We start from the raw sequence: 24,837 nt of genomic DNA, 5'->3' as shown, positions 1-24,837 counted from the left end.
GTCCAAGACCTCTTGGCGGATCTCTTAACTTAACATATTCATTATATTGTGGCGACGATTTTATACGCGCCGCACATGGACCGGCAATTCCTTGATACCACCGACAAAGTTCGACCGCAGGAACTTGTGTGGTCCGGCCGCTTCGATATGGCGGATGCGTTTGGACAGCTCCTGAAACAAGACACGCACCTCAAGGCGGGCCAACCACATTCCCAGACAGACGTGCGGACCGAATTGACCGAATGACAGATGACGGTTTGGCGACCGGCGCAGGTCCACCCGAAAAGGATCGTCAAATTTGGTGTCATCCCGGTTGGCCGACACGAACCAATACAGCACCTTGTCCCCGGCACGGATGGTTTTGCCGTGCATCTCGTAATCCTGCGTGGCCGTGCGGCGGAAATACAGCGCCGGCGTCGCCCATCGGATCACCTCATCGGCCATCGTGTCCCAGATATCGCCACCTTCCCGCATCTGCTTCAGCAACTCGGGCTGATGGCACATGGCCTGAATCCCGGCGGCAATCGCATATCGCGTGGTGTCATTTCCGGCCGCCACGACCAGGCAAAAGAAGTTGCGGAATTCGGTTTCCGTGATGACCGATCCATCCTTGGCCGGTTGCAGGATCATGTGCAGAACACCGGACGTATCTCCGGTTCTTTCCTTTTTCGCCATCAGCTCTTTGGCATAGACAAACAATTCGGCCCCTGCAGGAGAGTTGAACGGCATCATCCGGAATTCGTCGGTCTTCAGCTTGTCCATCACATGGCTGGTGAAATCCGGGTCGGTATTGGCGATCAGCGCATCACCTTTTTCCACCAACCACGGCAGATCCTCATCCGGCAAACCGACAATCCGCCCCAACATCCGCATCGGCAATTGGCGGGCGATTTCCTTGGTCGCGTCAAAGGTTTCCTTTTCCAACGCCTGGTCCAGGATTTCACCGCACAGCGTGCGGATTTCGTCTTCGTATTGCTGCATCACCGTGTTTGAAAACGCCTTGAGCAGCTTCATCCGGACCTTGGTGTGATCGGGCGGGTCGGTCTCCTGAAAGGTCCGCCGGGCCAGATACTCCTCATAGGTCTGATCCTCCATCCGAATGCCGCGGGCCGACGAAAAAACCTCGGTGTTCTTATTCATCACGGTGATGTCGTCATACCGGGTCACAGACCAGAAATTCTCGCCGTCCGGATAGTCCGTCCAATGCAGCGGATCCTCGCGCCGCAACCGGGCGAACGTGTTGTGCGGTGCTCCATTGGCAAAGCTGTCGTGGCTGCTCAGGTCGGCAAATCCGTCGTCATTTGGTGTCCAGATGGTCATTGAAGGGCTTCCCGTAGATGCTTGCCTTGTGTATATTAAAGAGACGCTTAAATATGTAAACTAAAAAGGCTGAAACAAAATCATGCACTTGGCAATTCTGATGACCAACACAGATGAAAGCGATTTTGCCCAACGCCACCCCAAGGACGGGGAAAAATTCACCAATCTGGTGCAATTGGTACGCCCCGATTGGACCTGTGCGGTGTTTGCGGTCAAAGACGGCATTTTCCCGGATGATGTCACGAAATTCGACGGGGTCATGATCACCGGCAGCCCGGCATCGGTCCGGTCCGGGGAGCCCTGGGTGGACCAGCTTCTGGGCCTGATCCGCGAGATGGACGCACAAAAATTGCCCATGTTTGGTGCCTGTTTCGGACATCAGGCAATCGCGGTCGCCCTGGGCGGGACGTTGGACCATAACCCACAGGGTTGGGTGCACGGGCTGACCCGCAACCGGGTCTGCGCCCGCCCGCCATGGGCACGCGATTTGCCGGACGAATTGCGTCTCTATGGCTCGCATGTCGAACAGGTCAGCACCTTGCCGCCGGATGTTCAAACCATTGCGACCTCCGGCGAGACGATCACCGGGTTTGCCCGGGGGCAGCATATCTACACGACACAGCATCACCCGGAAATGGACCCCGGGTTTATCGCCGCCTTGACCGATGAATTGCGCGACACCCTGGGACCAGAGGCCCATGATCGTGCGCGCGCCTCCCTGTCCGAAATGGCGGATCAACAGGCCTTTGCCGAAAGCGTCGCACGGTTTTTCGAACACGCGTCCTGATCCAGAGGCGCTGACACAGCGCGCCTGGGGCGCGCTGCCCGGCCCAACGGCGGGTGACGCATCGCAGATGCGGCAACACGCGGGCGGGAGCGCCCCGTCGCGGTTACCCCAGCGCCGCCAACAGGTCCATCACCGTCACCTGATCGAACTGGACATGCGCAATCATGGCCGTTTCGGCCGCGTCACGGTCATGCGCAAAAATCAGCTCTGCAATCTCGCGGTGTTCGCGGGCTGATTGCGCAATAGACCCCGGATATCGGTATCGGGCGCGGTAATAGGCCATCAGCTTGCGGGCATTGGTTTTGATCATCTCGACCAGAAACGGGTTGCCGGACCCCATCGCAACCGTCGCATGAAACCGCAGGTTCAGCTGATAATAGGCGTCCGGTGCCCCGTCGCCCAGGTCACGGGCGTGAACCTCGCAGGCGACAACAACGGCCTCCAAATCAGCCGCCTGCTCGGGTGACAACCTGCGGGCAGCCAACCCCGCCGCCTGCCCTTCGAGCCGCGCATGCACTTCGAGGATGGCCAGAAACTCTTCCAGGGTCGGCTTGAACAGGACCGCCCCCTTGCGCGGCAACCGGCGGATCAATCCGATGGCTTCCAGCTGGATGAACGCCTCGCGCACCGGGGTACGTGACACACCATGGCGCGTGACCAGATCGGCCTCGTCCAGCGCCGATCCCGGACGCAACCGCCCCGCTTCGATGTCCTGCAAAATCGCGTTGAGAACCTGTTCCGTCTGTCCCGCCATCTGGATGCCTTCTTGTCTTTTGCCGCAACCATAGACTGCCCGACCGGAAACCGGAACACCACCTCGCGGCTCTCCCGCCCGGTCTGACTGCATCACAGATGCAGCCATCCCCGTTGGGCCTGGCCCGGGGCAAGCCCCGGGTCCGGCCCCTGTCAGCTGGACATACGCGGATCATCCGCCAATCCGTCCCCGCGCCACACCACGAAACACAGGATCGGCTGCTCCTCGGTCGTCAGCGCGTGTCGCTGAAAGGTCCTGTGCAACCGGGTTTGGCCGGCTCCCAACTTCTGTGTCGGTTCGCCGTCCACTTCGAACACACCCTCTCCGGACACCACGCAATACAGCTCTTCGGGTTCGTGGTCATGCCACGGGTAATACAGCCCGCGCCCCCAGTATCCGACCGTCATCCGCGTTTGGGTGGAATGGAAATGACCATCGGGCCCGACCAATTCAAACCACCCAAACCGCTGCAGGAAATCGGCACCGACTTCTTCTTCGGTATAGGTCAGACGCCATTCGACATACGGAGCCAGCGCCATGATCGCCTGCTGCAACCTGCGGGTCTGCCCGGCCTCTGCGTCGTCAGCGGCAGGTCCCCCCGGATCCGACTGAACCAGCTGCACGACGGGGAGCGCATGACCATCCCGATCTGCCCAGGCGATATCATTCGGCCACGCCTGAAACCCCGCCACGGTGGGCATATTGGCGTGAAAATCTCGCACCGCGTCCAATGCGGCGTCAAACAGAACTCGGCTCACGGGCCCCTCCTTTGCTGTATTTCTGAGTCGGAGATACCTGCCAAGCGCCGTCAGCGATGTCTCGATTCCGACCTGGTCGCAAATAGAATGGACAAGCCCATCAATCAATCATACCAATTTCCTCAATGCGTGGAACAAATGTATCAAACTTGAACACCCTCCCGCGGTCCTTCGTCTGGGCCGCGACGACCGGATTGTGCGGATCGCCTGAGAACCCGGCAGGTTTACATCATTTGTTTCAATGCTTTGCGCCGCCAATCAGCGCGCCCCAGATGCAACCCAACACAACGACTCAGCTGCCAAAACGCCCAAGGACCCGCTGCCTGCCTGGCACTTGGAGATCCGATTCCATTCGAACCAACGCCACGCCTCAAATGCGACTCGTCCCTGTCAGCCGCCTTTGTCGATCCCCCCAACGCGGAGACCAACGATGACCAAATTGTCCGGGCGTTGCCTGTGTGGTGACGTTACATGGCGCTACGACGGCCCACGGGGGCGCAACCTGATCTGCCATTGCACAAGCTGCCAGCGGGCCGCGTCATCTGCCTATGTCGCCTTTGTCGAGGTCGATCCAAAGCAGGTCAGCTGGAGCGGCACCCCGAACCATTATCAAAGCTCTCCAGGAACCTTTCGCGGCTTTTGCCCAACCTGCGGCACCCGGCTCTACTTTCGCTCGGACCGCTGGCCGGGCGAATTGCACATCCACGCCGCCACCCTGGACGATGCGACCCTGTACCAACCGGATTGCCAGGTGGTGCTGCGCGAACGCGCCCCATGGCTGGACGGGATAGACGCCCTGCCCCGTCACGACGGTTTCGACACACCACCCTCTGACCAATAGGATTCTGACACATGCTGATGCCTGAAACGTGGCGCCCCGAGCACAAACTCTTTCCCCATCAGGTCGGGTTCACATGCCCACCGTTTGACTATGATGCCGCCCCGTCCGACTTTCTGCGGATGTCACCGGCCAGCGTCGGGGTCCATGGCTGGATGCTGCATGTGCCCGACTACGCCCACGGTCTGGACCAGCGCAAACAGAACTTTGGCATGATGGATGACTTTGTCCATTGCATGTCCCGCAACGGCGTCGATGTCTGCGGTCAGGTCGGATCGAACTGGGTCCATGCTTCGGGGTTGGGCGTCGAAGGCATCCGCCAACATTGCGAGGATCTGTCGGACAAATACGGCACTCGGTTCCACATGGCCGGCTATGCCATGGTCGAAGCGTTGCGGGCGATGAATGTGGAAAAGGTCGCCCTGAACGCCGCCTACCATTGGCCGGCCTGGTGGCAGGGCACCGTGGGGTTCCTGAAGGAGGCCGGGTTTGACGTGCTCTGGGCCGGAAATTTCCACGATCAGGGATGGTTCAACAGCCAGGAAGAAGTGAACTCCTGGCGCTGGGTATTCGAGGGCGACCTGGCCCGCAAGAGTTTCGAATATGTCGCCGAACAGGCCCCCAACGCCGATGCGTATCTGATCAACGGCATGTGCAATTTCCGAACCGGCCCGGACGGGTTGCCGCAACGCCCGCTGCATCTGGCCGCCGAACTGGAAACCGTGCTGGGCAAGCCGGTCATAGGCCATGACATCGCGCTCTATTGGCGGATCTTCAAATCCCTCGGGCTTGCCCCGCAAACGCCCCAAGGCCAGCTGCTGGAAAGCCTGCACAGCTGATCTCCCCACCCAGAGCCCGGACAAAAGGGCCATCTACACCGCAACAGGAAGGCAAAACCATATGCACAAAATCGTGGCCCTCTGGGCTATTCCCCGATCCACCTCGACCGCTTTTGAATGGATGATGCGCCAGCGTGGCGATCTGGAATGCCTGCACGAACCCTTTGGCGAGGCCTGGTATCAAGGCGAAAATCCCATGTGGCACCGGTTCAAAGAGGGCGAAGTGACCACACCGGGGCTGACCCTGAACAGCGTGTGGGACGACATTCAATCCCATGCGTCCCAGGGGCCGGTATTCCTCAAGGATTTTCCCCATTACATCAACCACATGTGGACCCCTGACTTTCTGTCCAACTTCACCCACGCCTTTCTGATCCGCGATCCCGCAAAAACCATCACGTCGATGTACAAACAATGGCCCGATTTTGCCGAAGGCGAGGTTGGCTTCCCCGAACAGCGCGCCCTGTTTGACCTGCTGACAGCCCTGAATGGCGGCGAAACACCCCCGGTGATTGACAGCGACGATCTGCTCGAAGACCCTCATGGTATGACCCAAAAATTCTGCGACTCGGTCGGCATCCCCTTTGTCGAAGACGCCCTGACCTGGGAACCCGGCGGTGATCCATCGGCACACAGCTGGTGGGACGGCGGATCGTTTCACGGCAATCTGGCCAAATCCACCGGGCTAACGCCACAGGTGCGCCGCCACATCGACATCTCCGATGCCCCCGATCGTGTCAAACAGGTGCACCGCCGGATGAAACCGCATTACGACCACCTCTATGCGCATCGGTTGAAACCGTGACAGCGCGCGCACCCGAAACCATTGCACAGGTCGTGGAACACGGCCTGTGCATCGGCTGTGGCCTGTGTCAGGCGATGGCCCCGGATCGTTGGCAGATGCGCTATACGCCTCAGGGTCGATTGCGCCCCGCACCAATTGAACAGGGGGACGACACCGACATTCTGGCGGCCTGCCCCGGTGCCATCGCGATGGCCAATCCCAAAGAAACGCCCGAAACAGACTCTGTTTGGGGCAATTTCCACACCGTAACGCGGGCCTGGGCCGGGGATCCGGACGTGCGGTTTCGCGGTGCCACCGGCGGCGTTCTGACCGCTCTGGGCATGTATCTGTTGACCAGTGGCCAGGCCAAATTCGTCCTGCATTGTACCGCTGATCCGGACCACCCGATGCAAAGCCCCTGGACCATCAGCACGACCCCGGATCAGGTATTCAAGGCATCCGGCTCGCGCTATGGCCCATCGAATACATTGGCGGGTCTGGAGATTGCCCTGGCCCGCAACGAACCCTTTGCCGTCATCGCCAAACCCTGTGATGCGGGGGCAATCCGGGCGCTGGCGCAATCGGATCCGCGCATCGACACATTGATCGTCGCGGTGCTGGTCATGGTGTGCGGCGGCGCGTCAGACCTGGGCAAAAGCCGCGCCGTTCTGGACGAATTTGACATCGACGAACAGGATCTGACCCTGTTTCGCTATCGCGGTTTCGGCAATCCCGGCCCCACCCGGATCGAAACCCGCGACGGGCGCGCGGTCGAAAAGACCTATCTCGACATGTGGGCGGACGAAACGGGATGGCGCATTCAAAGCCGCTGCAAGATCTGTCCGGATGCCATCGGAGAGGCCGCGGATCTGGCGGCGGCCGACATCTGGCCCGGTGGGTCGCCAACCGGAGAGGATGCCGGTTTCAACGGGGTCATCACCCGCACGGGCCGGGGACAGCGCTTGCTGGATGCGGCTCTTGCCGATGGGGCCCTGAAACAGGATCAGACCCTGACCCCACGGGACATGGATGATTTCCAACCCCATCAGGTCCGCAAGAAACATCAGGTCGCCGCGCGGCTGCGCGGGCTGACGGCTGCGGGGCACCCGGTGTTTCGACACGTTGGGTTGCGCATCGACGACCTGGACACAGGCAACATCGCCGAAGAACACGGGGCCAGGGAACGCGCGGCGCAGGGCCGATTTTCAGAACCCTTCGACTCCGACTTCGACTCCGACTGAGCGCGCGCCGTCACCCTGAGGGGGTGATGGCGATCAAAAGCGTTCCCGATTTGACCTGGTCTCCCGGCTGCACCGGCACGTCGGACACGACCCCGGCGATCGGGCTCACGATTTCATGCTGCATCTTCATCGCTTCCAGAATTGCCAACTGCGTGCCCGGCTGCACCATTTGCCCGGCCGTGACGGTGACAGATTGCAGATTGCCATGCATCGGTGCCAGGATCTGTCCATCCTGGCCCGTTTCCTGATCCCTCACACCTGCCTGTTCGGCACGGAGTGTGAACAGCCGCGAAGTTGTCGCGACATGCCACATGTTTCTTTCGGGGAAAACAAACCGGATCCCGGCGGTTTGCCCATCGACATTCAACCCGATGTTTGCGCCCGTGACATCATGGGCCTGCCCCGAGACCTGGACCGTCAGCGCCTCAGGGGTCTGAACCGCCGTCACCGGATAGGTTTCGGCTCCGATGACCATTCGGCTGTGATGCGTCAGAGCTCCGGTGCTGGACCAGCCGAACAATTCACGCGGCTGGCGTCCGGCCCGGTGCACGGCGTCGTCACAGCGCTGCTGGTACATCACGGCCGCTGCCGCCGCCACTTCGGTTGCGTCGAACGCAGGCGTGGCTGCGACGTCGGGCACCTCGGACAAAAACCCCGTCGTGGCTGTTCCATCGGCAAAGCCGGGATGGTCCAGAACCCGGATCAAAAAGTCCCGGTTGCAGGTAACGCCAAACAGCGCCATGTCCTGCAAACCACGGATCAACCGCATCCGTGCCTCCTCCCGCGACGGAGCCTGGGCAATGATCTTGGCCAGCATGGGATCATAATAGGGTGAAACCTGTTGCCCCTGGCAGATGCCATCATCCACCCTAAGCCCGGTCCCGACCGGGGGCACCCATACAGATATCTGCCCGGATTGCGGCATGAAATCCTGGGCCGGATCTTCCGCATACAGCCGGACTTCGATGGCGTGCCCCTGCATCTGCACGTCGTCTTGCGCCAGACCCACAGGCCGCCCCATCGCAACAGTCAACTGCATCTCGACCAGATCCAACCCGGTCACCATTTCCGTTACCGGATGTTCCACCTGCAACCGGGTGTTCATTTCCAGAAAATAGAACGCGCCATCCGCATCCAACAGAAACTCGACCGTCCCGGCCCCGACATAATCCACCGCCTGCGCCGCACTGACGGCGGCGGCCCCCATGCGGGCGCGCAAATCCGGCGACACTGCCGGCGACGGTGCTTCTTCGACCACTTTCTGATGGCGCCGCTGCACCGAACAATCCCGTTCGCCCAGATGAATGGTTGTCCCCTGTCGGTCCGCAAAGACCTGCACTTCGACATGACGGGGGGTTTGCACCGCCTTTTCCAGGACCATTTCGTCCGAGCCAAAGGCCGACAACGCTTCGGACCGGGCCAGATGCAGCGCCGACAGGAACTCAGCGGGCACATCGACCAACCGCATACCGCGCCCACCGCCCCCTGCGGCGGCCTTGATCATCACCGGAAATCCGATCCGGTCGGCCTCCTGCTGCAACACGGCGTCGGATTGATCCGTGCCCTCATATCCCGGCACACAGGGCACCCCAGCGGCGATCATCCTGCGTTTTGCGGCCGCCTTGTTGCCCATCACCGCGATGGCATCGGCCCCGGGACCAACAAAGATCAACCCCGCGTCCGCGCAGGCACGCGCAAAATCGGCGTTTTCAGACAGAAACCCATAGCCCGGGTGGATCGCCTGCGCCCCAGCCCCGCGCGCCGCCGCGATCAGACGCTCAATCGACAAATAACTGTCGCCCACCGGACCTTCGCCAATGCAAACCACCTGATCCGCCATCGCGACATGGGGGCTGTCTGCATCTGCATCGGTGTGCACTGCGATACATCGCAGCCCCATCTGACGCGCGCTGCGCATGATGCGACAGGCAATTTCGCCCCGGTTGGCCACGAGAAGGGAAGTGAATGGGGTCATGTTCTGGTCCTTCGCCTGCATCGGTGTCATGGCCGCGCCACACCAAAGCTGTTGGGTCTTGGCTGTCGGGCGCGGGCCTCGGCACAGGTGCGCAGGCAGAACCCCAGAACCCGGCGGGTGTCGCGCGGGTCGATCATCCCCTGATCCAACATATGACCCGAGGTATAAAACGCATCCGACTGGCCATCAAAATGCGCCGTGATCCGGGCGCGCTGTTTGGCCAGACGGTCCTCGTCAACATCCATGCCCTTGCGGGCCGCACCACGCCGCGCCACGTGTTCCATCGTCACCGCGGCCTGTTCGCCCCCCATGACCCCGGTCATCGCATTGGGCCAGGTCAGCAGAAAATCGGCCCCAAAGGCATAGCCGCACATGCCATAATTTCCGGCCCCAAAACTGGCCCCGATATACAGCGAAATCTTGGGCACCCGCATGTTGGTCACGGCCTGGATCATCTTGGCCCCATGTTTGATCATACCGGCCCGCTCATAGGCCGTGCCGACCATGAATCCCGTCGTGTTGTTGAGAAACACGATCGGCGTGCTCGCCTGGTCCAGCAGTTGAAAGAAATGCGTCGCCTTGGTGGCCCCATCCGGGTCCAGCGGCCCGTTGTTGCCGATGATCCCCACCGGGCGGCCAAAGATCTCGGCCTGCAAACACACGGTTGCCGGGCCGTAATCCGGTTTGAAATCGCGCAGGCGGGATCCATCCACCAGACGCGCAGCGACTTCGCGCATGTCATAAGGTTTGCGATAGTCCACCGGCACCACCCCGGCGATCTCATCCGGGCTCAGCACCGGGGCGTCAAAACAGGGTTCCGGCGGCAGCGGAGAACCCCACCCCAGCCCCGCGACGACATCGCGGGCGATCTGGATGCCATGGGCGTCATCCTCGGCCAGATATTCCACCAGCCCGGTCACCTCTGCATGCATCTCGGCCCCCCCCAGATCGGCGTCCAATGCCTCTTCTCCGGTGGCCGCAAAAACCAACGCTGCCCCGGCCAGCATCGCCATGCCGTTGCCTTTGACCCCGATCACATAATCGGACAACCCCGGCTGATAGGCCCCCCCGGCGGTGGACGCGCCATGCAGAACCGTGATCACCGGAATTCCGGCGGCCGACAGGCGCGCAAGGCCTGCAAACATGCCCCCGCCATGGGCCCACAGCTCGACTTCATACCGCATCAGATCGGCACCTGCGCTTTCCACCAGGTGGATAAAGGGCAGCTTCTGCTCTTCGGCGATCTTGATCGCGCCCAGCGCCTTGTCCACCGACTTTCCGGTCATCGCCCCCGCATTGATCCCGGAATCATCGACAAAGACCAACGACCGCACACCAGAGACGAACCCTATTCCCAGGATGATCGAGGCACCGGGGATCGAAGTTTCAGGGTTCGGATCATCCACCAGATAGGACGCCATATTATACAGTTCGAGAAACGGCATCCCCGGATCCAGCAGCGCAGACAGCCTCTCGCGTGGGCTCAACTGTCCCCGCTTGTCAAACACCGGGCGGCGTTCTTCGGATTTCGCCAGGGCCCGCGCCTCTAGCGCGCGCATCTGATCAACCATCGCCAACATATCCGCACGATTTTGGGAGAAATGGTCGCCGACAGGGTCAATTCGACTTTGAAACTCTAACATTAATCCGGTCCTCGCCCCGTATGTCGCCGGTCTTTTACCCCGTATCTCACCCGATATGCGGTCCGCGGGTGTCCGCGCCCACAAAGATACAGACCAAACGTTCTGTTTTCGATCTGACCCAAGCCACCCCCCTTGGGCAACCATTAAAACGGCCAGACCTGAAACGACGTTAAGTCAAATGACCCGAGTCACAAAGCGTTACTGATTTATGTGAAATTCAAAAATCTCGTTACATTTATCTTGCCACGAATCATTTTCACCCCTATCACCGACTAAGCGGTCGGCTATTAACCGGCAAAGCCGCCGTCGGCTATTAGCCGACCAAGCCAAGGAGACGCGAACACCATGGATGCATTCATCTGCGATGCGACACGGACCCCGATCGGACGCTATGGCGGCGCCCTGTCCTCAATCCGTACCGACGATCTGGCAGCACTTCCCATTGCTGCGCTCAAGGCCCGCAACCCCCAGGTGGATTGGGCCAGCCTGGATGATGTGATCTATGGCGATGCCAACCAGGCGGGCGAAAGCAACCGCAATGTGGCGCGCATGGCCGCCCTGCTGGCCGGTCTGCCAATCGAGGTTCCCGGCACCACGGTGAACCGCCTGTGTGCCTCCGGCATGGACGCGGTCGGCATGGTGTCCCGCGGGATCAAGGCCGGGGATTATGACATCGCCATCGCAGGTGGTGTCGAAAGCATGAGCCGCGCACCGTTCGTCATGCCCAAGGCCACCAACGCATTCACCCGCGCCAATGCCGTTTACGACACCACCATTGGCTGGCGTTTTGTGAACAAGAAGATGCACGACATGTACGGCACGGATTCAATGCCGCAGACCGCCGACAACGTGGCCGAAGACTATAACATCAACCGTGCCGATCAGGATGCCTTTGCTGCCAATTCCCAGGCCCGCTGGGCCGCCGCGCATGAGGCCGGGATCTTTGCCGATGAAATCACTTCGGTGACCATCCCCCAGCGCAAAGGCGATGCAATCGTGGTCGACACCGATGAACACCCGCGCCCGGGCACATCGGCGGAAAAGCTGTCCGGTCTCAAGGGCGTCAATGGCCCGGACAAGACAGTGACCGCAGGCAACGCCTCCGGCGTCAACGACGGGGCCGCCGCCATCCTGATGGCCAACGAATCCGCCGCCGCCAAAAACGGCCTGACCCCGATGGCCCGCGTTGTCGGCATGTCGGTGGCCGGTGTTGCGCCGCGCGTGATGGGCATCGGCCCGGTTCCTGCCACCCGCAAGGTGCTGGCCCGCGCCGGTCTGAGCATTGAACAGATGGATGTGATAGAGTTGAACGAAGCCTTTGCCTCGCAAGGGCTGGCAACGCTGCGCGAATTGGGCGTGGCCGATGATGCCGCCCATGTGAACCCCAACGGCGGTGCCATCGCGCTGGGTCATCCGCTGGGCATGTCAGGGGCACGGTTGGTGCTGACCGCCGCCTATCAGTTGAAACGCACCGGTGGGCGCTATGCGCTGTGCACCATGTGTGTCGGAGTTGGTCAGGGTGCCGCCCTGATCCTGGAACGTGTTTAAGGCGCATCCCAAAACCGGGGACCCGGTTTTTGGACCCCGTTGCGCGACAGAAGAGTTTGGAGGAGCCTGCAGATGTATGCACAGATGATCAAAACAGCTCGCTCGGGGATCAAGTCCCGCGAAGAGATGAGCGAACAGGAACGCGCGTTCCAGGACAAGATCGACAACGACATCAAAATCGAACCCCGCGACTGGATGCCGGATGACTATCGCGCCACGCTGATCCGCCAGATGGGCCAGCATGCCCACTCCGAAGTCGTCGGTCAGCTGCCCGAAGGCAACTGGATTACCCGCGCCCCCACGCTGGAGCGCAAGGCAATCCTGCTGGCCAAGGTTCAGGACGAAGCAGGCCACGGGCTGTATCTCTACTCTTCCGCTGAAACGCTGGGCGAAACCCGCGACGAACTGGTCCGGCTGCTGCACGAAGGGCGGATGAAATATTCGTCGATCTTCAACTATCCCACCCTGAACTGGGCCGATATCGGCGCGGTCGGTTGGCTGGTTGATGGGGCCGCCATCGTCAATCAGGTGGCGCTGCAACGCACCTCTTATGGTCCCTATTCCCGTGCCATGATCCGGATCTGCAAGGAAGAAAGCTTCCACGCGCGTCAGGGCTATCACGCGATCATGCAGATGGCCTTTGGCTCGCCCGAGCAAAAGAAAATGGCCCAGGACGCGCTGAACCGTCTGTGGTTCCCGGCAATGATGATGTTCGGCCCCCATGACAGCGACAGCACCCATTCGGAACAGTCGATGGCGTGGAAGATCAAGGTCAAATCCAACGACGAACTGCGCCAGCAATTTGTCGATCAGACCATCCCACAGATCGAATACCTGGGTCTCGACCTGCCGGACCCGGCGATCAAATGGAACGAAGAGCGCGGCCACTATGACTTCGGTGATCCCGATTGGGACGAATTCATGGACGTCATCCGCGGCAACGGCCCCTGTAATGTCGACCGCCTCAGCGCCCGCAAAAAGGCCTGGGACGACGGTGAATGGGTGCGTGACGGCCTTTTGGCCCACGCCCGCAAGAAAGCATCTGCCAAAGTGGCAGCCGAATAATTCGCTAGCGAGGAGGATCCTAGCAATGAAAAATGAATGGCCTCTCTGGGAAGTCTTCATCCGTGGTCAGCACGGGATGAGCCACCGCCACGTCGGCAGCCTGCACGCACCTGACGCGGAAATGGCGATCAAAAACGCCCGTGACGTATACACCCGCCGGAATGAGGGCGTGTCGATCTGGGTGGTCGAAGCCCGCCACATCGCCGCCACTGCACCGGGCGACAAGGGCCCGCTGTTCGAACCATCGGAATCCAAGGTTTATCGTCACCCGACGTTCTTTGATATCCCCGAAGAAGTGGGGCACATGTAATGACCGCCACGATCACCAAGGAAGACGCACTCCTGCAATTCCTGCTGCGGATGGGGGACAACACCCTGATCCTCGGCCACCGCGTCAGCGAATGGTGCGGGCACTCCCCGATCCTCGAAGAGGACATCGCGCTGGCCAACACTGCGCTGGATCTGATCGGTCAGACCCAGATGTGGCTGGGCCTCGCCGGCGAGGTTCAGGGTGAAGGCAAAAGCGCCGATGATCTGGCGTTCCTGCGCGACGCCTGGGATTTCCGCAACGTGCTGCTGACCGAAGTGCCCAATGGCGATTTCGGCCGCACCATGATGCGCCAGTTCCTGTTTGACGCCTGGCATTCGATCATCCTGGGACGCCTGATCAAATCATCCGACGCCCGCGTGGCCGAAATTGCGGCCAAGGCCAGCAAGGAAGCCGCCTATCACCTGGAACGCTCCGGCGACACGGTGGTTGGTCTGGGGGACGGCACCGAAGAGAGCCACGCCCGGATGCAGGACGCGCTGGATTACCTGTGGCCCTATGTCGGTGAAATGTTCGCCAGCGACGCGGCAGATTCCGAAATGGCGGCCGCAGGGATCGCCCCGGATCCATCCGGTCTGCGCGACGAATTCGATGCGCTGGTCGGTCGGGTTCTGACCGACGCGACGCTGACCATTCCGTCCAGCAAATGGGCCCATTCCGGTGGTCGTGACGGGCGTATGCACACCGAACACCTGGGGCATCTGTTGACCCAGATGCAATGGCTGCAACGTGCCTATCCCGGGTGCAAATGGTAAACGGTTCTTTCCGGGCGGACCGATTTCTTTGAAAGAAATCGGATCGGAATTTTTCAAAATTCCGGCACCCGCCCGAAAGCCGCCGTCAACATATGGAACGGCAAACGACATGACACAGCCTAGCGTGAACCAGGTTTGGGAATGGCTCGACTCCGTTCCTGACCCCGAAATCCCTGTGATCTCTCTTGTGGATCTGGGCATCATCCGCGATGTGGCCTGGTCCGACGACACGTTGATCGTGAACGTCACCCCGACCTACTCTGGTTGTCCCGCCACATCGATCATCAACATGGATATCGAAACTGCCCTGCGCGGCCACGGGATCGAGAAACTGGAACTCAAACGCCAGCTTTCCCCGCCCTGGACCACCGACTGGCTCAGCGACAAGGGACGGGCGAAGCTCGAAGAATACGGCATCGCCCCCCCGCAACCCGCAGGCGGACCCAGCCGCTGCCCCCATTGCGGTGGCACCCATCTGGAAAAACTGAGCCAATTCGGCTCGACCCCGTGCAAGGCGCAATGGCGCTGCCGGGACTGCCTGGAACCCTTTGATTATTTCAAGTGCATCTAAGCCCGCACAGGAGGAGACTGCCGATGGCGCGCTTTCACGATCTGGAAGTCACAGACATCCACAAAACCATCCGCGACGCTGTCGTGGTCACGCTGAAGCCGGTGAACGGCGCAGCCGAAGAATTCGATTTCACCCAAGGTCAGTACCTGACCTTCCGCCGCGATTTTGACGGCGAGGAACTGCGCCGGTCCTATTCGATCTGCGCGGGCAAAGACGAAGGTATCCTGCAGGTCGGCATCAAACGTGTCGATGGCGGTGCCTTTTCGACCTGGGCCAACGAAGAGCTGACAGTCGGTGAAACCCTTCAGGCGATGCCCCCCATGGGCAGCTTTTTCACCGCGCTCGATGCGGGTACGGAAAAACAGTATCTGGGCTTTGCCGGTGGATCGGGCATCACCCCGGTTCTGTCGATCCTGAAAACCACCCTGTCGACCGAACCCGATGCGCGCTTTACGCTGGTTTACGCCAACAAGGGCGTGAACACGATCATGTTCCGCGAGGAACTGGAGGATCTCAAGAACCTCTATATGGGTCGCCTGAACGTGATCCACATCCTGGAATCGGACGCACAGGACATCGACCTGTTCACCGGCCTGGTGACCGAAGAAAAATGCGCCCAGCTGTTTGAACATTGGATCGACATCCAGAACGTCGATACCGCGTTCATCTGTGGTCCCGAACCGATGATGCTGGGCATTGCCGCCGCGCTGCGCACCGCAGGCCTGGGTGACAGCCAGATCAAATTCGAACTGTTTGCCAGCGCCCAGCCCGGCCGGGCCAAACGCAAGGTGGTCAGCAAGAACGCGGCCAGCAACGCCAACCAGACCACCGCGGCCATCACCCTGGACGGATCGACCCAGACCATCCAGATGCCCAAGGATATCACCATTCTGGACGCCGCACTGGAAAACCGGATGGACGCGCCATACGCCTGCAAGGCCGGTGTCTGTTCGACCTGCCGCTGCAAGGTATTGGAGGGCGAAGTCGAAATGGTCGCCAACCACGCGCTCGAGGATTACGAGGTGGAAAAGGGCTATGTCCTATCCTGCCAGTCCTATCCGGTGACCGACAATGTCGTCGTCGATTACGATCAGTAAGGGGAAGGAAATATCATGGCCGAAGATATGAGCATCGAGAGCTATCTCGCCGCCGGTGGTGTGCTGACCAACCCCACCAACGTGCCACCGCGCTATCGCGCCGAGCTGATGAAACTGATGGCGACATTCGTCGACAGCGAACTGGCCGGGGCCGCTGGCTTTGCCGACATCATCAACCAGGGTCCGGGGATCAAGGAACGCATCGCCGCCGCCAAGATCGTGTTGGAAAAAACCGACAACGCCGACAAGGTGCTGTCGATCATGGGGGAATTCGGTGCCGACACCGGACGGTACGCCAACCACCACCCGTGGACCGCCCGACTGGAGCGCGACGCCGACATTGGCCAGACCCGGTCCGAACACGACATGCGTCTGGCGGTGTTCAACTATCCGCTGGATGGCTGGACCGATGCCGTGGTGATGAACCTGCTGATGGGCCGCGCCGTGGCCGTGCAGATGGCTGAATTTTCGATGGTGTCCTATCAGCCATTGGCCGAAGCCTTCCGCGCCATCGCCCCGATCGAAGCCCGCCACGCCGAACTGGCCGAAGAGGGTGTCGCCAAGCTGCTGGACAGCAGCGACAAGGCGACGGTGCAGGCATCGGTTGCCTACTGGTGGCCCCGCGTCGCGGCCAGCTTTGGCTCTGAAACCTCCTCCAAGGCAGAGGCGCTGAAAGCCATCGGTCTGCGCAAGAGCGGCAACGCCGAGCTCAAAAACCGCTGGGAGGCCGAGACCAAGGCCATTCTGGAAAATCTGGGCCTCGCCGCAGGCTGAATTGCAGATCCACGATCAGAAACAGGGGCGTCCTTTCAGACAAAAGGGCGCCCTTTTTCTATCTGCCCCGTCCTATGTGCCCCGGTCGCGCTCCAGCGGATCCAGCGCCTGCAGTAACGTCTCCCCCAGATGGGCGATCTGCTCCTGTGACAGGGCCTTGGACAGGACCGCGCTTTCAAACACGGTCACCGCGTCGAATGCCTGTTCGACCATCGTCTCTCCGGCGTCGGTCAGCTGTACATAGCGGCTGCGCTGATCGGTTTCATGGGCCACACGGCGCACCAACCCGTCCTGCTCCAGCTGTTTGAGAACCTTGGTCATGCCGCCCGAACTGATCAGCAACGCCTGATACAGCCCCGTGGGCGTCAACTGGCGGGGCACGGGTTGCGCCCGCAGGGTCATCAACACTTCGAAACTGGATTGCGTCAGCCCATAGTCGGCAACAATGCGGTTTGTGCCTTCGGCAATGATGTCATTCAACCGAATAACCCCCAGAATCACAGGCGTTTCCGGACCCATCGCGCGGGGCCAATTTTGCTGAATCTGCCCCATGATTTCAGAAATCGTCAGCTTTCCCGTCATGTTCCACCGCCATTTTCTATCTTGCCAGAAAGATACTTTAATTCTATATGGAAGGAAATACCTTTCTAGAAAGATAAATCATGCGCACGTTCAAGGACCGCATCCGCCACACCATCCTGTTCGAACTGTTCGCCCTGGCCATCGTCTCCTTTGGTGCCGCCTGGATCACGGGTCACCCGGTCCACAGCATGGGGGCGCTCAGCCTGATGTTCAGCCTCATAGCCATGACCTGGAACTTTGCGTTCAATTGGATGTTCGACCTGTGGGACCGCAAATACCGCAACATGGCCCCGCGCGGCCCCGGTCTGCGGGCGGTGCACGCCATCCTGTTCGAAGCGGTCATGCTGCTGGTTGGGATCTTTGTCACCGCCTGGTGGCTGGCCATCGGCTATTGGGAGGCTCTGATCCTCGACCTTGGGTTTTCGGCGTTCTTCCTGATCTATGCCTATGTCTATAACTGGACCTATGATCTGGTGTTCCCGGTTCCCCGGCCTGCGTGATCTCACTCCGGCCTTTTGGGGCGGCTCAGCAGACCGTATTTGCGGGCCAGAGATTTCCAGGACCGCCGTTTGCGCGGCGATGGCACGTCGACCCGGTCGATCGTGCCGCCCTTGCGGTTGAACTCATAGACGTCAATGACCCGCTCGGCGCAGCCACAGGCCTCGCCCATTCCGACCTTGGTGTAATAGAACTTCTGGAAATCTTCCGGCTTTTGCATCACACACGCTCCCTCTCAGGGGCCAGTGAACGCGAAAAACCACCCCCTGCCTAGACCTGGGGTGGTGTTTGCCAAAATCGTGAAGGTCGAACGCTCAGAGCGCCTTGACCCCGTTCAGGGTCAGATTGGTCACCAGAACCGCGTAATCTTCGCGCGCCTGGGTGCCCGCACCGGTGTTCCACATGTAATACCAGTTCAACATGCCAAAGACCGACATGGTGGCCGATCGCAGCTTGTCCTCCTGGCCGTCAAACACCTCGGGCGCGGTGTCGCGCACCGCATCGCTGAGAAACCGCACCATATCGCGCTGATAGGCGCGCATCTGTTTCTGCTGATCCTCGGGCAACGCCGACATGGCACCGATCTGAACCTGATGTTCGTGGTCCGCCCCCTGATAGGCCCGCAGCACTTCGGCCACGATCCGGCGCAATCGTTCTGCCGCGTCCGCCCCCACCAGGTCGATCCCACAAATCCGGTCGCGCAAATCACGCAGATAGGTATCCAGGATGTCATACAGGATGGCATCCTTGCTGTCGTAGTAGTGATAGATATTGGCCTTGGATATCCCGCACTCTCGGGCCAGCTGTGTCATGGATGCGCGGTCAAACCCCTGTTCGGCGAACACTTTGGCCGCCGATTGCAGAATTTGGGTGCGCTTTTGATCGTGGTCCTTTGCGATTGTGCGGGCCAAATCTCACTCCTTGTCGCGGTTGTCTACAACGCGCTTTGCCTTGCCTTGCGAGCGTTCAACGTCACCGGGGTTGCCTACAATAATCTCGGTCGAAACACCAACAATGTCCTTGATCCGCTTGGTCAGCATCCGTGCTGCGGCGGTTTTGGACAGATTGTCGGTGGACTCCAGATCCGCCTCGACAAACACCCGCATCGCATCCATGCGGCCGGATTTGTACAGTTCGATCTGGAAATGGCTGGACAGACCGCCGGTGGCCAGAACCTGTTCTTCGATCTGGGTCGGGAACACGTTGACGCCGCGCAGGATGATCATGTCATCAGAACGGCCGGTGATCTTTTCCATCCGACGCATCGTGCGTGCGGTGCCCGGCAACAGACGGGTCAGATCGCGGGTGCGATACCGGATCATCGGCAGACCTTCTTTGGTCAGCGTGGTAAACACCAGCTCGCCCAGCTCGCCATCCGGCAGCACTTCGCCGGTTTGCGGGTCGATGATTTCCGGCAGGAAATGATCCTCCCAAATCACCGGACCGTCTTTGGTCTCGACGCATTCGCTGGCCACACCGGGGCCCATGATTTCAGACAGCCCGTAGATATCGACCGCATGCATGTCAAACGCCGCTTCGACTTCCTTGCGCATGGCATCGGTCCAGGGCTCGGCCCCGAACACTCCAACCTGAAGCGAGCTTTCCCGCGGGTCCAGGCCGACCTTGTGATACTGTTCCAGAATGTTCAGCATATAGGATGGCGTGACCATGATGCCGGTGGGCTGAAAATCGGTGATCAGCCCGACCTGCTTTTCGGTCTGACCGCCCGACATCGGCACCACAGTGGCCCCCAGCCGTTCAATCCCGTAATGCGCACCCAAACCGCCGGTGAACAACCCATATCCATAGGCGTTATGCACCATGTCGCCCCGGCGCAATCCCGACGCCCGCAGGCTGCGCGCCACCAGATCGGCCCAGTTCGAAATGTCATTGCCGGTATAGCCCACAACGGTCGGCTTGCCGGTGGTGCCCGACGACGCGTGCAGACGCATGATCTGTTCGCGCGGCACCGCAAACAGGCCAAACGGGTAATTGTCGCGCAGATCGTTCTTGTAGGTGAACGGGAATTTCGACAGATCCGACAGCTGTTGCAGATCATCCGGGTGCACCCCGGCCTCGTCAAACCGCTGCTTGTACATGGCCACGTTGTCATAGGCGTGGCGCACCGACCATTTCAGCCGCTCCAACTGCAGAGCGCGAATTTCATCCAGGGATGCGATCTCGATCGGATCCAACTCTTCCTTACGGGGGCTCAGGTCCTTCATTACGTTCTCCTCGCCTTATTCTTCAAACAAATTGCCCTTGATCGCCCGGGACATGCCCCGGAATTCCGCGATCTGGGTGCCATCCTGATTGGTGACTGTGACATCATAAATTCCGCTGCGACCGGTCAGGGATACCTCTGACGCGGTGGCAGATAACCGGTCGCCAATACGGCCCGGCGCGGTAAAGCTGATCATGTTGTGCTGGGCCACGGTCGACTGGTTTCGGCTGTTGCACGCAAAGGCAAAGGCACTGTCGGCCAACATGAAAGTCACGCCGCCGTGGCAAATGCCGTGGCCGTTGCAATGATGCGGCTCGACAGTCATTTCCAACGTCGCAACACCTTCGTCGACATGGGTGATTTCCATCCCGGCCCATTTTGATGCATTGTCGCCCGCCCACATGGCGGCGGATGCTTTTTGCGCACGTTCCTTGGGTGTCATTGAGGGTGTCATTGAGGGTGTCATTTGGGATGTCATGCTCATTCGCCCTTGAACACAGGGGCGCGTTTTTCCAGAAAGCTCGCCACCCCTTCGGCGTAATCCGCGCTTTCGCCACAGCGCTTCATGGCGTCCGCCTCCAATTCCAGATGATCATGCAACGTGTCCACGGCAGCGGCCTGAATTGATTGCTTGGTCAGCCCCAACCCCAACGTTGGACCATTGGCAAATTTTTCCGCCATGGCGCGGGCCTCGGTCATCAGGTCGCCGTCCGGCAATGCCTTCCAGATCAGACCCCAATCTTCGGCCTTTTGTGCAGGCAGCGGTTCGGCGGTGAACGCCAATCCCTTGGCACGCGCCTCGCCCAACAGACGCGGCAAATGCCAGGACCCACCGGTATCGGGGATCAACCCGACCTTGGAAAAGGACTGGATAAATTTGGCGCTCTCCGCGGCCAGAACCACATCACAGGCCAGCGACAGATTGGCCCCGGCCCCCGCTGCCACGCCGTTAACGGCACAGATCACGGGGAAATTCAGCGACCGGATCAACCGCACCAGCGGCGCATAGAACGTGCGCACCGTGTTGCCCAGATCCGGCGGGCCATCCATCTTGCGCGGATCGCGATCACCCAGATCCTGTCCCGCACAGAACCCGCGTCCTGCCCCTGTCAGCAGAATGGCGCGCTTGCCACCGTCCCGCGCCGCCGTGATGGCGTCCCGCAGGGCATAATGCATTTCATCATTAAAGCTGTTCAGGCGGTCCGGGCGGTTCAGCGTGATCTCTACCCAATTTCCATTGTCCTGCACCAGGATCGAATCCGTCATGGCGGCTGGTTCCTCCTCCGTCGTTGACAAATTTCTTGCATAAACCGAACGGTTGGTCAATAAATAATCCCGACCAACACAACAGCCATCCGCACGACCATCTTCAAAGGAGCATTCGTCATGAGCATTATCGAGGTATCCAGCTTTGCCGCAGGCCAGTGGATCGCTCCCGGAGCGGGCGCACGCAACATTGCCAGCGCCATCACCGGCGACGTGATCGCCACCGCTGGCAACAATGCTCTGGATGTGCAGGCGATGCTGGACTATGCCCGCACCACCGGCGGCCCGGCCCTGCGCAAGATGACATTCCACGACCGCGCCCGCCTGCTCAAAGCTCTGGCGCTGCACCTGCGTGAACATCGTCAGGCGCTCTATGATCTCAGCTTTGACACCGGTGCCACGCAATCCGATCATATGATCGACATCGACGGCGGCATCGGCACCATGCTGGTCTTTGCCTCCAAGGGGCGGCGCGAAATGCCCGATGGCCATGTCTATCTGGATGGCGACGTCGAACAGCTCAGCCGCACTGGCAGCTTTCTGGGCCAACATATCTGCACCCCGCTGCAGGGCGTGGCCGTGCATATCAACGCCTTCAATTTCCCGGTCTGGGGCATGCTGGAGAAACTGGCCCCAACCCTGTTGGCCGGCGTGCCTGCGATTGTGAAACCCGCCACCAACAGCTGCTATGTCACAGAATTGGCCGTCAAATTGATGCTTGATTCCGGCCTGCTCCCCGCAGGTGCGTTGCAATTGGTGTCCGGTGGTCTCGGCGACATGCTGGACCATCTTGGCATGCAGGATGTGGTCAGCTTTACCGGCTCGGCCCACACCGCGCTGAAACTGCGCTCCAACCCGGTGATTCTGGAAAACTCGATCCGGTTTGTCGCCGAACAGGACAGTTTGAACGCGTCCATCCTGGGCCCTGATGCGGTTCCGGGCACGCCGGAATTCGACCTGTTCATCAAAGAAGTCAGCCGCGAAATGACCACCAAGGCGGGCCAGAAATGTACCGCGGTACGCCGGATCATCGCGCCCCAGTCCCAAACCGACGCGGTGATTGCGGCCCTGTCTGCCCGCCTGGCCAAAACCACCATCGGCGATCCCCGCCTGGAAAGCACCCGCATGGGCGCGCTGGTGTCCAATGGCCAGAAACAGGACGTGTTGGAAAAGGCGGCAATTCTGGCACAGGAAGCCGAACGCGTGTTTGGCGATCCGGACAATTTCACCGTCGATGGGGCAGATGCGGACAAGGGGGCCTTTGTCCCGCCGATGCTGTTCCATTGCGCCGACCCGGACAACGCCCAGCGCGTGCATGACACCGAAGCCTTTGGCCCCGTATCCACCGTCATGGGGTATCGCGATCTGGACCATGCGGTGGCGCTGGCCAACCGCGGTCAGGGTTCGCTGGTGGCGTCGGTCATCACCCATGACGCCGATGTTGCCCGCACTGTGGCCATCGGGTCAGGTGCCTATCACGGGCGTCTGTATTTCAACAACCGCGACTCGATGAAGGAATCGACCGGCCATGGCTCGCCCCTGCCCCATATGGTGCACGGCGGCCCCGGCCGTGCCGGCGGTGGCGAAGAGCTGGGCGGCGTGCGCGGCGTGAAACATTACATGCAGCGCACCGCCATTCAGGGGTCGCCCGCGATCCTGTCCGCCATCGGTGACACATGGGTGCCCGGTGCCCCCGAGATCCAAGGCCCCGCACATCCGTTCACGCGCAAATTCGGCGACCTGGCGATTGGTGAGACCCTGTATACCGACCCGCGCATCGTGACCCTGGACGACATCGCACATTTCGCCAATTTCACCGGCGATACCTTCTATGCCCACATGGACGAAGACGCCGCCCGCCGGAACCCGTTCTTTCCGGGGCGCGTGGCCCATGGCTATCTTCTGCTCAGCTTTGCCGCCGGACTGTTCGTCGAACCCAACGAAGGGCCGGTGCTGGCCAATACCGGCCTGGACGGGTTGCGGTTCATGAAGCCGGTCTCGGCCGGGGACAGCATCAAGGTCCGCCTGACGGTCAAGAAAAAGACGCCGCGCAACGATGACTATGGCGAAGTCCGCTGGCACGTGACCCTGACAAACCAGGATGACGACATGGTGGCCGAATACGAACTCTTGACCATGAACGCATTCTGATCTCCACAGTCAGGCCCAAACCGACTTCGGGGGTCTCCCGCCCGGTATCGGGCCCCCATAGGGTCCCCAATACCCGTTGGGCCAGGCCGCGCACAGGCTTTGCCTGTGCGCGGCCTGGCCCGTGACCGTGCGGACCGCCGTAGGGTGTGTGCTTGCACGCACCTCTGCCGATGCTCTGGAAACTTTGCTCGACTCGGCATAAGCTGTCCACATGACAGAGAAAATTGACAGTTGGTTTGGCACGACCGTAGACCGGTTGAATGATCCGAAAAATCAACGTGTCTGGTCCATCATCGTCTCCTTGTTCGGCGATATGGCCCAAGATCCCAAAGACCGGATCAGCGGCAGCGCCCTGACGCGGGTGATCGGTCCGATGGGCATCAAACCCGAAGCCATCCGCGTTGCCTTGCACCGCCTGCGCAAAGACGGCTGGATCGACAGTTCCCGCATCGGCCGCACCAGCGTGCATTTCCTGACCCCCTCGGGACGCGCCCAAAGCGCCGCGGTCACCCCCCGCATCTATAGCCACGCGCCGGAAGCCATCACCTCCTGGCATGTGCTCATGGCCCAAGAAACCAGCGGCCAAAGCACATTGGAAGACGTCATGCTGACCCAGAATTACATCAGCATCGGGCGCCACAGCGCATTGGGGGCCGGCCCGGTTCCACGCAATTGCGAGGACCTGTTGACCTTTGTTGTCGACAAGATGTCCGTCCCCAATTGGCTGCGCAATCAGATCTACGCACCCGAATTGATCGAAACCTGCACTGACCTGGAACAGGCGTTGCAGGGGCTGTCCCAGGTGCCCACAGGCCTGAGCGCAGCACAGATCGCAACACTGCGGACCCTGATCGTGCACAGATGGCGCCGGGTCGTCCTGCGTCACCCGGATCTGCCGCCCGAATTCCACCCGGACAACTGGCCGGGGACATCCTGCCGAACCCATGTGTTTGGCTTGCTGGACCAACTGCCCAGACCCAATCTGAACACATTGGGAGATCCACCGGACCATTGATCAAATCAGGTATTTTCAACCATG

At 60.5% G+C, this 24,837-nt stretch carries 26 protein-coding genes; 15 read left to right on the top strand and 11 right to left on the bottom strand.

The window, feature by feature from the left end:
* Positions 1–60: 60 nt before the first annotated feature.
* On the bottom strand, positions 61–1,320 hold the full coding sequence (locus K3727_02215; GenBank protein UWQ91650.1) for a cytochrome P450: 1,260 nt from the start codon (positions 1,318–1,320) through the stop codon (positions 61–63).
* Between the two features lie 82 nt (positions 1,321–1,402).
* Here K3727_02215 and K3727_02210 point away from each other — a divergent pair, with 82 nt between their 5' ends.
* Positions 1,403–2,107: a type 1 glutamine amidotransferase gene (locus K3727_02210; protein ID UWQ91649.1), complete on the top strand. Its 705-nt coding sequence runs from the start codon at positions 1,403–1,405 to the stop codon at positions 2,105–2,107.
* A 103-nt stretch (positions 2,108–2,210) separates the two neighbouring features.
* On the opposite strand, the gene K3727_02205 is transcribed toward K3727_02210, so the two are convergent.
* Together K3727_02205 and K3727_02200 are read right to left on the bottom strand one after the other, a co-directional pair.
* A complete protein-coding gene (locus K3727_02205) occupies positions 2,211–2,861 on the bottom strand; it encodes a GntR family transcriptional regulator (GenBank protein UWQ91648.1) in 651 nt (216 codons plus the stop codon).
* 152 nt (positions 2,862–3,013) lie between these two features.
* On the bottom strand, positions 3,014–3,562 hold the full coding sequence (locus K3727_02200) for a cupin domain-containing protein (GenBank protein ID UWQ93240.1): 549 nt from the start codon (positions 3,560–3,562) through the stop codon (positions 3,014–3,016).
* A 487-nt stretch (positions 3,563–4,049) separates the two neighbouring features.
* Here K3727_02200 and K3727_02195 point away from each other — a divergent pair, with 487 nt between their 5' ends.
* From K3727_02195 to K3727_02180, 4 genes are all read left to right on the top strand, one after another.
* Positions 4,050–4,460 carry a GFA family protein gene (locus K3727_02195; GenBank protein UWQ91647.1) on the top strand — a complete coding sequence of 137 codons (411 nt, stop codon included), beginning with the start codon at positions 4,050–4,052 and terminating at the stop codon, positions 4,458–4,460.
* Between the two features lie 11 nt (positions 4,461–4,471).
* Positions 4,472–5,296, top strand: a complete 825-nt coding sequence (locus tag K3727_02190; protein UWQ91646.1) for a hypothetical protein — start codon at positions 4,472–4,474, stop codon at positions 5,294–5,296.
* 61 nt (positions 5,297–5,357) lie between these two features.
* A complete protein-coding gene (locus K3727_02185; protein ID UWQ91645.1) occupies positions 5,358–6,101 on the top strand; it encodes a sulfotransferase family protein in 744 nt (247 codons plus the stop codon).
* On the top strand, positions 6,098–7,321 hold the full coding sequence (locus K3727_02180) for a Coenzyme F420 hydrogenase/dehydrogenase, beta subunit C-terminal domain (protein ID UWQ91644.1): 1,224 nt from the start codon (positions 6,098–6,100) through the stop codon (positions 7,319–7,321). Before K3727_02185 ends, K3727_02180 begins: the two co-directional genes overlap by 4 nt.
* A 10-nt stretch (positions 7,322–7,331) precedes the next feature.
* Here the strand turns inward: K3727_02180 and K3727_02175 are convergent, their stop codons facing one another.
* A complete protein-coding gene (locus tag K3727_02175) occupies positions 7,332–9,296 on the bottom strand; it encodes an acetyl-CoA carboxylase biotin carboxylase subunit (GenBank protein UWQ91643.1) in 1,965 nt (654 codons plus the stop codon).
* 26 nt (positions 9,297–9,322) lie between these two features.
* On the bottom strand, positions 9,323–10,939 hold the full coding sequence (locus K3727_02170; protein UWQ91642.1) for an acyl-CoA carboxylase subunit beta: 1,617 nt from the start codon (positions 10,937–10,939) through the stop codon (positions 9,323–9,325).
* 345 nt (positions 10,940–11,284) lie between these two features.
* On the opposite strand from K3727_02170, the gene pcaF reads away from it, so the two are divergent.
* From pcaF to K3727_02135, 7 genes are all read left to right on the top strand, one after another.
* Entirely contained in the window at positions 11,285–12,487 is a 1,203-nt protein-coding gene (gene pcaF / locus K3727_02165; protein UWQ91641.1) for a 3-oxoadipyl-CoA thiolase, read from the top strand.
* Between the two features lie 72 nt (positions 12,488–12,559).
* Positions 12,560–13,552, top strand: coding sequence for a 1,2-phenylacetyl-CoA epoxidase subunit A (gene paaA / locus K3727_02160; protein UWQ91640.1), 993 nt, complete (start codon positions 12,560–12,562; stop codon positions 13,550–13,552).
* Between the two features lie 25 nt (positions 13,553–13,577).
* Complete coding sequence (gene paaB, locus K3727_02155) at positions 13,578–13,862, top strand: 1,2-phenylacetyl-CoA epoxidase subunit B (protein UWQ91639.1); 285 nt, start codon at positions 13,578–13,580, stop codon at positions 13,860–13,862.
* A complete protein-coding gene (gene paaC / locus K3727_02150) occupies positions 13,862–14,635 on the top strand; it encodes a phenylacetate-CoA oxygenase subunit PaaC (protein ID UWQ91638.1) in 774 nt (257 codons plus the stop codon). The genes paaB and paaC overlap by 1 nt, the downstream gene beginning before the upstream one ends.
* Positions 14,636–14,744: 109 nt before the next feature.
* Positions 14,745–15,206, top strand: coding sequence for a phenylacetate-CoA oxygenase subunit PaaJ (paaJ, locus tag K3727_02145; protein ID UWQ91637.1), 462 nt, complete (start codon positions 14,745–14,747; stop codon positions 15,204–15,206).
* 23 nt (positions 15,207–15,229) lie between these two features.
* Positions 15,230–16,303, top strand: a complete 1,074-nt coding sequence (locus K3727_02140; GenBank protein UWQ91636.1) for a 2Fe-2S iron-sulfur cluster binding domain-containing protein — start codon at positions 15,230–15,232, stop codon at positions 16,301–16,303.
* A gap of 15 nt (positions 16,304–16,318) precedes the next feature.
* Complete coding sequence (locus K3727_02135) at positions 16,319–17,077, top strand: phenylacetate-CoA oxygenase subunit PaaI (protein ID UWQ91635.1); 759 nt, start codon at positions 16,319–16,321, stop codon at positions 17,075–17,077.
* A 72-nt stretch (positions 17,078–17,149) separates the two neighbouring features.
* On the opposite strand, the gene K3727_02130 is transcribed toward K3727_02135, so the two are convergent.
* Positions 17,150–17,659, bottom strand: a complete 510-nt coding sequence (locus tag K3727_02130; GenBank protein UWQ91634.1) for a MarR family transcriptional regulator — start codon at positions 17,657–17,659, stop codon at positions 17,150–17,152.
* An 80-nt stretch (positions 17,660–17,739) separates the two neighbouring features.
* On the opposite strand from K3727_02130, the gene K3727_02125 reads away from it, so the two are divergent.
* Positions 17,740–18,159: a PACE efflux transporter gene (locus K3727_02125; protein ID UWQ91633.1), complete on the top strand. Its 420-nt coding sequence runs from the start codon at positions 17,740–17,742 to the stop codon at positions 18,157–18,159.
* 2 nt (positions 18,160–18,161) lie between these two features.
* Here K3727_02125 and K3727_02120 read toward each other — a convergent pair whose 3' ends face one another.
* From K3727_02120 to paaG, 5 genes are all read right to left on the bottom strand, one after another.
* Positions 18,162–18,377, bottom strand: a complete 216-nt coding sequence (locus tag K3727_02120; GenBank protein ID UWQ91632.1) for a hypothetical protein — start codon at positions 18,375–18,377, stop codon at positions 18,162–18,164.
* Between the two features lie 94 nt (positions 18,378–18,471).
* Positions 18,472–19,068 (bottom strand): TetR/AcrR family transcriptional regulator, encoded by a 597-nt coding sequence (locus tag K3727_02115; GenBank protein ID UWQ91631.1) that lies wholly within the window; start codon positions 19,066–19,068, stop codon positions 18,472–18,474.
* A gap of 3 nt (positions 19,069–19,071) precedes the next feature.
* Positions 19,072–20,382, bottom strand: a complete 1,311-nt coding sequence (gene paaF, locus K3727_02110; protein UWQ91630.1) for a phenylacetate--CoA ligase — start codon at positions 20,380–20,382, stop codon at positions 19,072–19,074.
* Positions 20,383–20,397: 15 nt separating this feature from the next.
* A complete protein-coding gene (paaI, locus tag K3727_02105) occupies positions 20,398–20,823 on the bottom strand; it encodes a hydroxyphenylacetyl-CoA thioesterase PaaI (GenBank protein ID UWQ93239.1) in 426 nt (141 codons plus the stop codon).
* A gap of 38 nt (positions 20,824–20,861) precedes the next feature.
* Positions 20,862–21,647 carry a 2-(1,2-epoxy-1,2-dihydrophenyl)acetyl-CoA isomerase PaaG gene (paaG, locus tag K3727_02100; GenBank protein UWQ91629.1) on the bottom strand — a complete coding sequence of 262 codons (786 nt, stop codon included), beginning with the start codon at positions 21,645–21,647 and terminating at the stop codon, positions 20,862–20,864.
* A gap of 120 nt (positions 21,648–21,767) precedes the next feature.
* Here paaG and paaZ point away from each other — a divergent pair, with 120 nt between their 5' ends.
* Complete coding sequence (gene paaZ, locus K3727_02095) at positions 21,768–23,798, top strand: phenylacetic acid degradation bifunctional protein PaaZ (protein UWQ91628.1); 2,031 nt, start codon at positions 21,768–21,770, stop codon at positions 23,796–23,798.
* 211 nt (positions 23,799–24,009) lie between these two features.
* A complete protein-coding gene (locus tag K3727_02090; GenBank protein ID UWQ91627.1) occupies positions 24,010–24,813 on the top strand; it encodes a PaaX family transcriptional regulator in 804 nt (267 codons plus the stop codon).
* The last annotated feature ends 24 nt before the right edge of the window (positions 24,814–24,837 follow it).

This window comes from Rhodobacteraceae bacterium M382 (genome assembly GCA_025141015.1).
Classification (GTDB): Bacteria; Pseudomonadota; Alphaproteobacteria; order Rhodobacterales; family Rhodobacteraceae; genus Aliisedimentitalea; species Aliisedimentitalea scapharcae.
The sequence above is the reverse complement of the archived record's forward strand: the minus strand, read 5'-3'. Positions and strand labels throughout refer to the sequence as shown.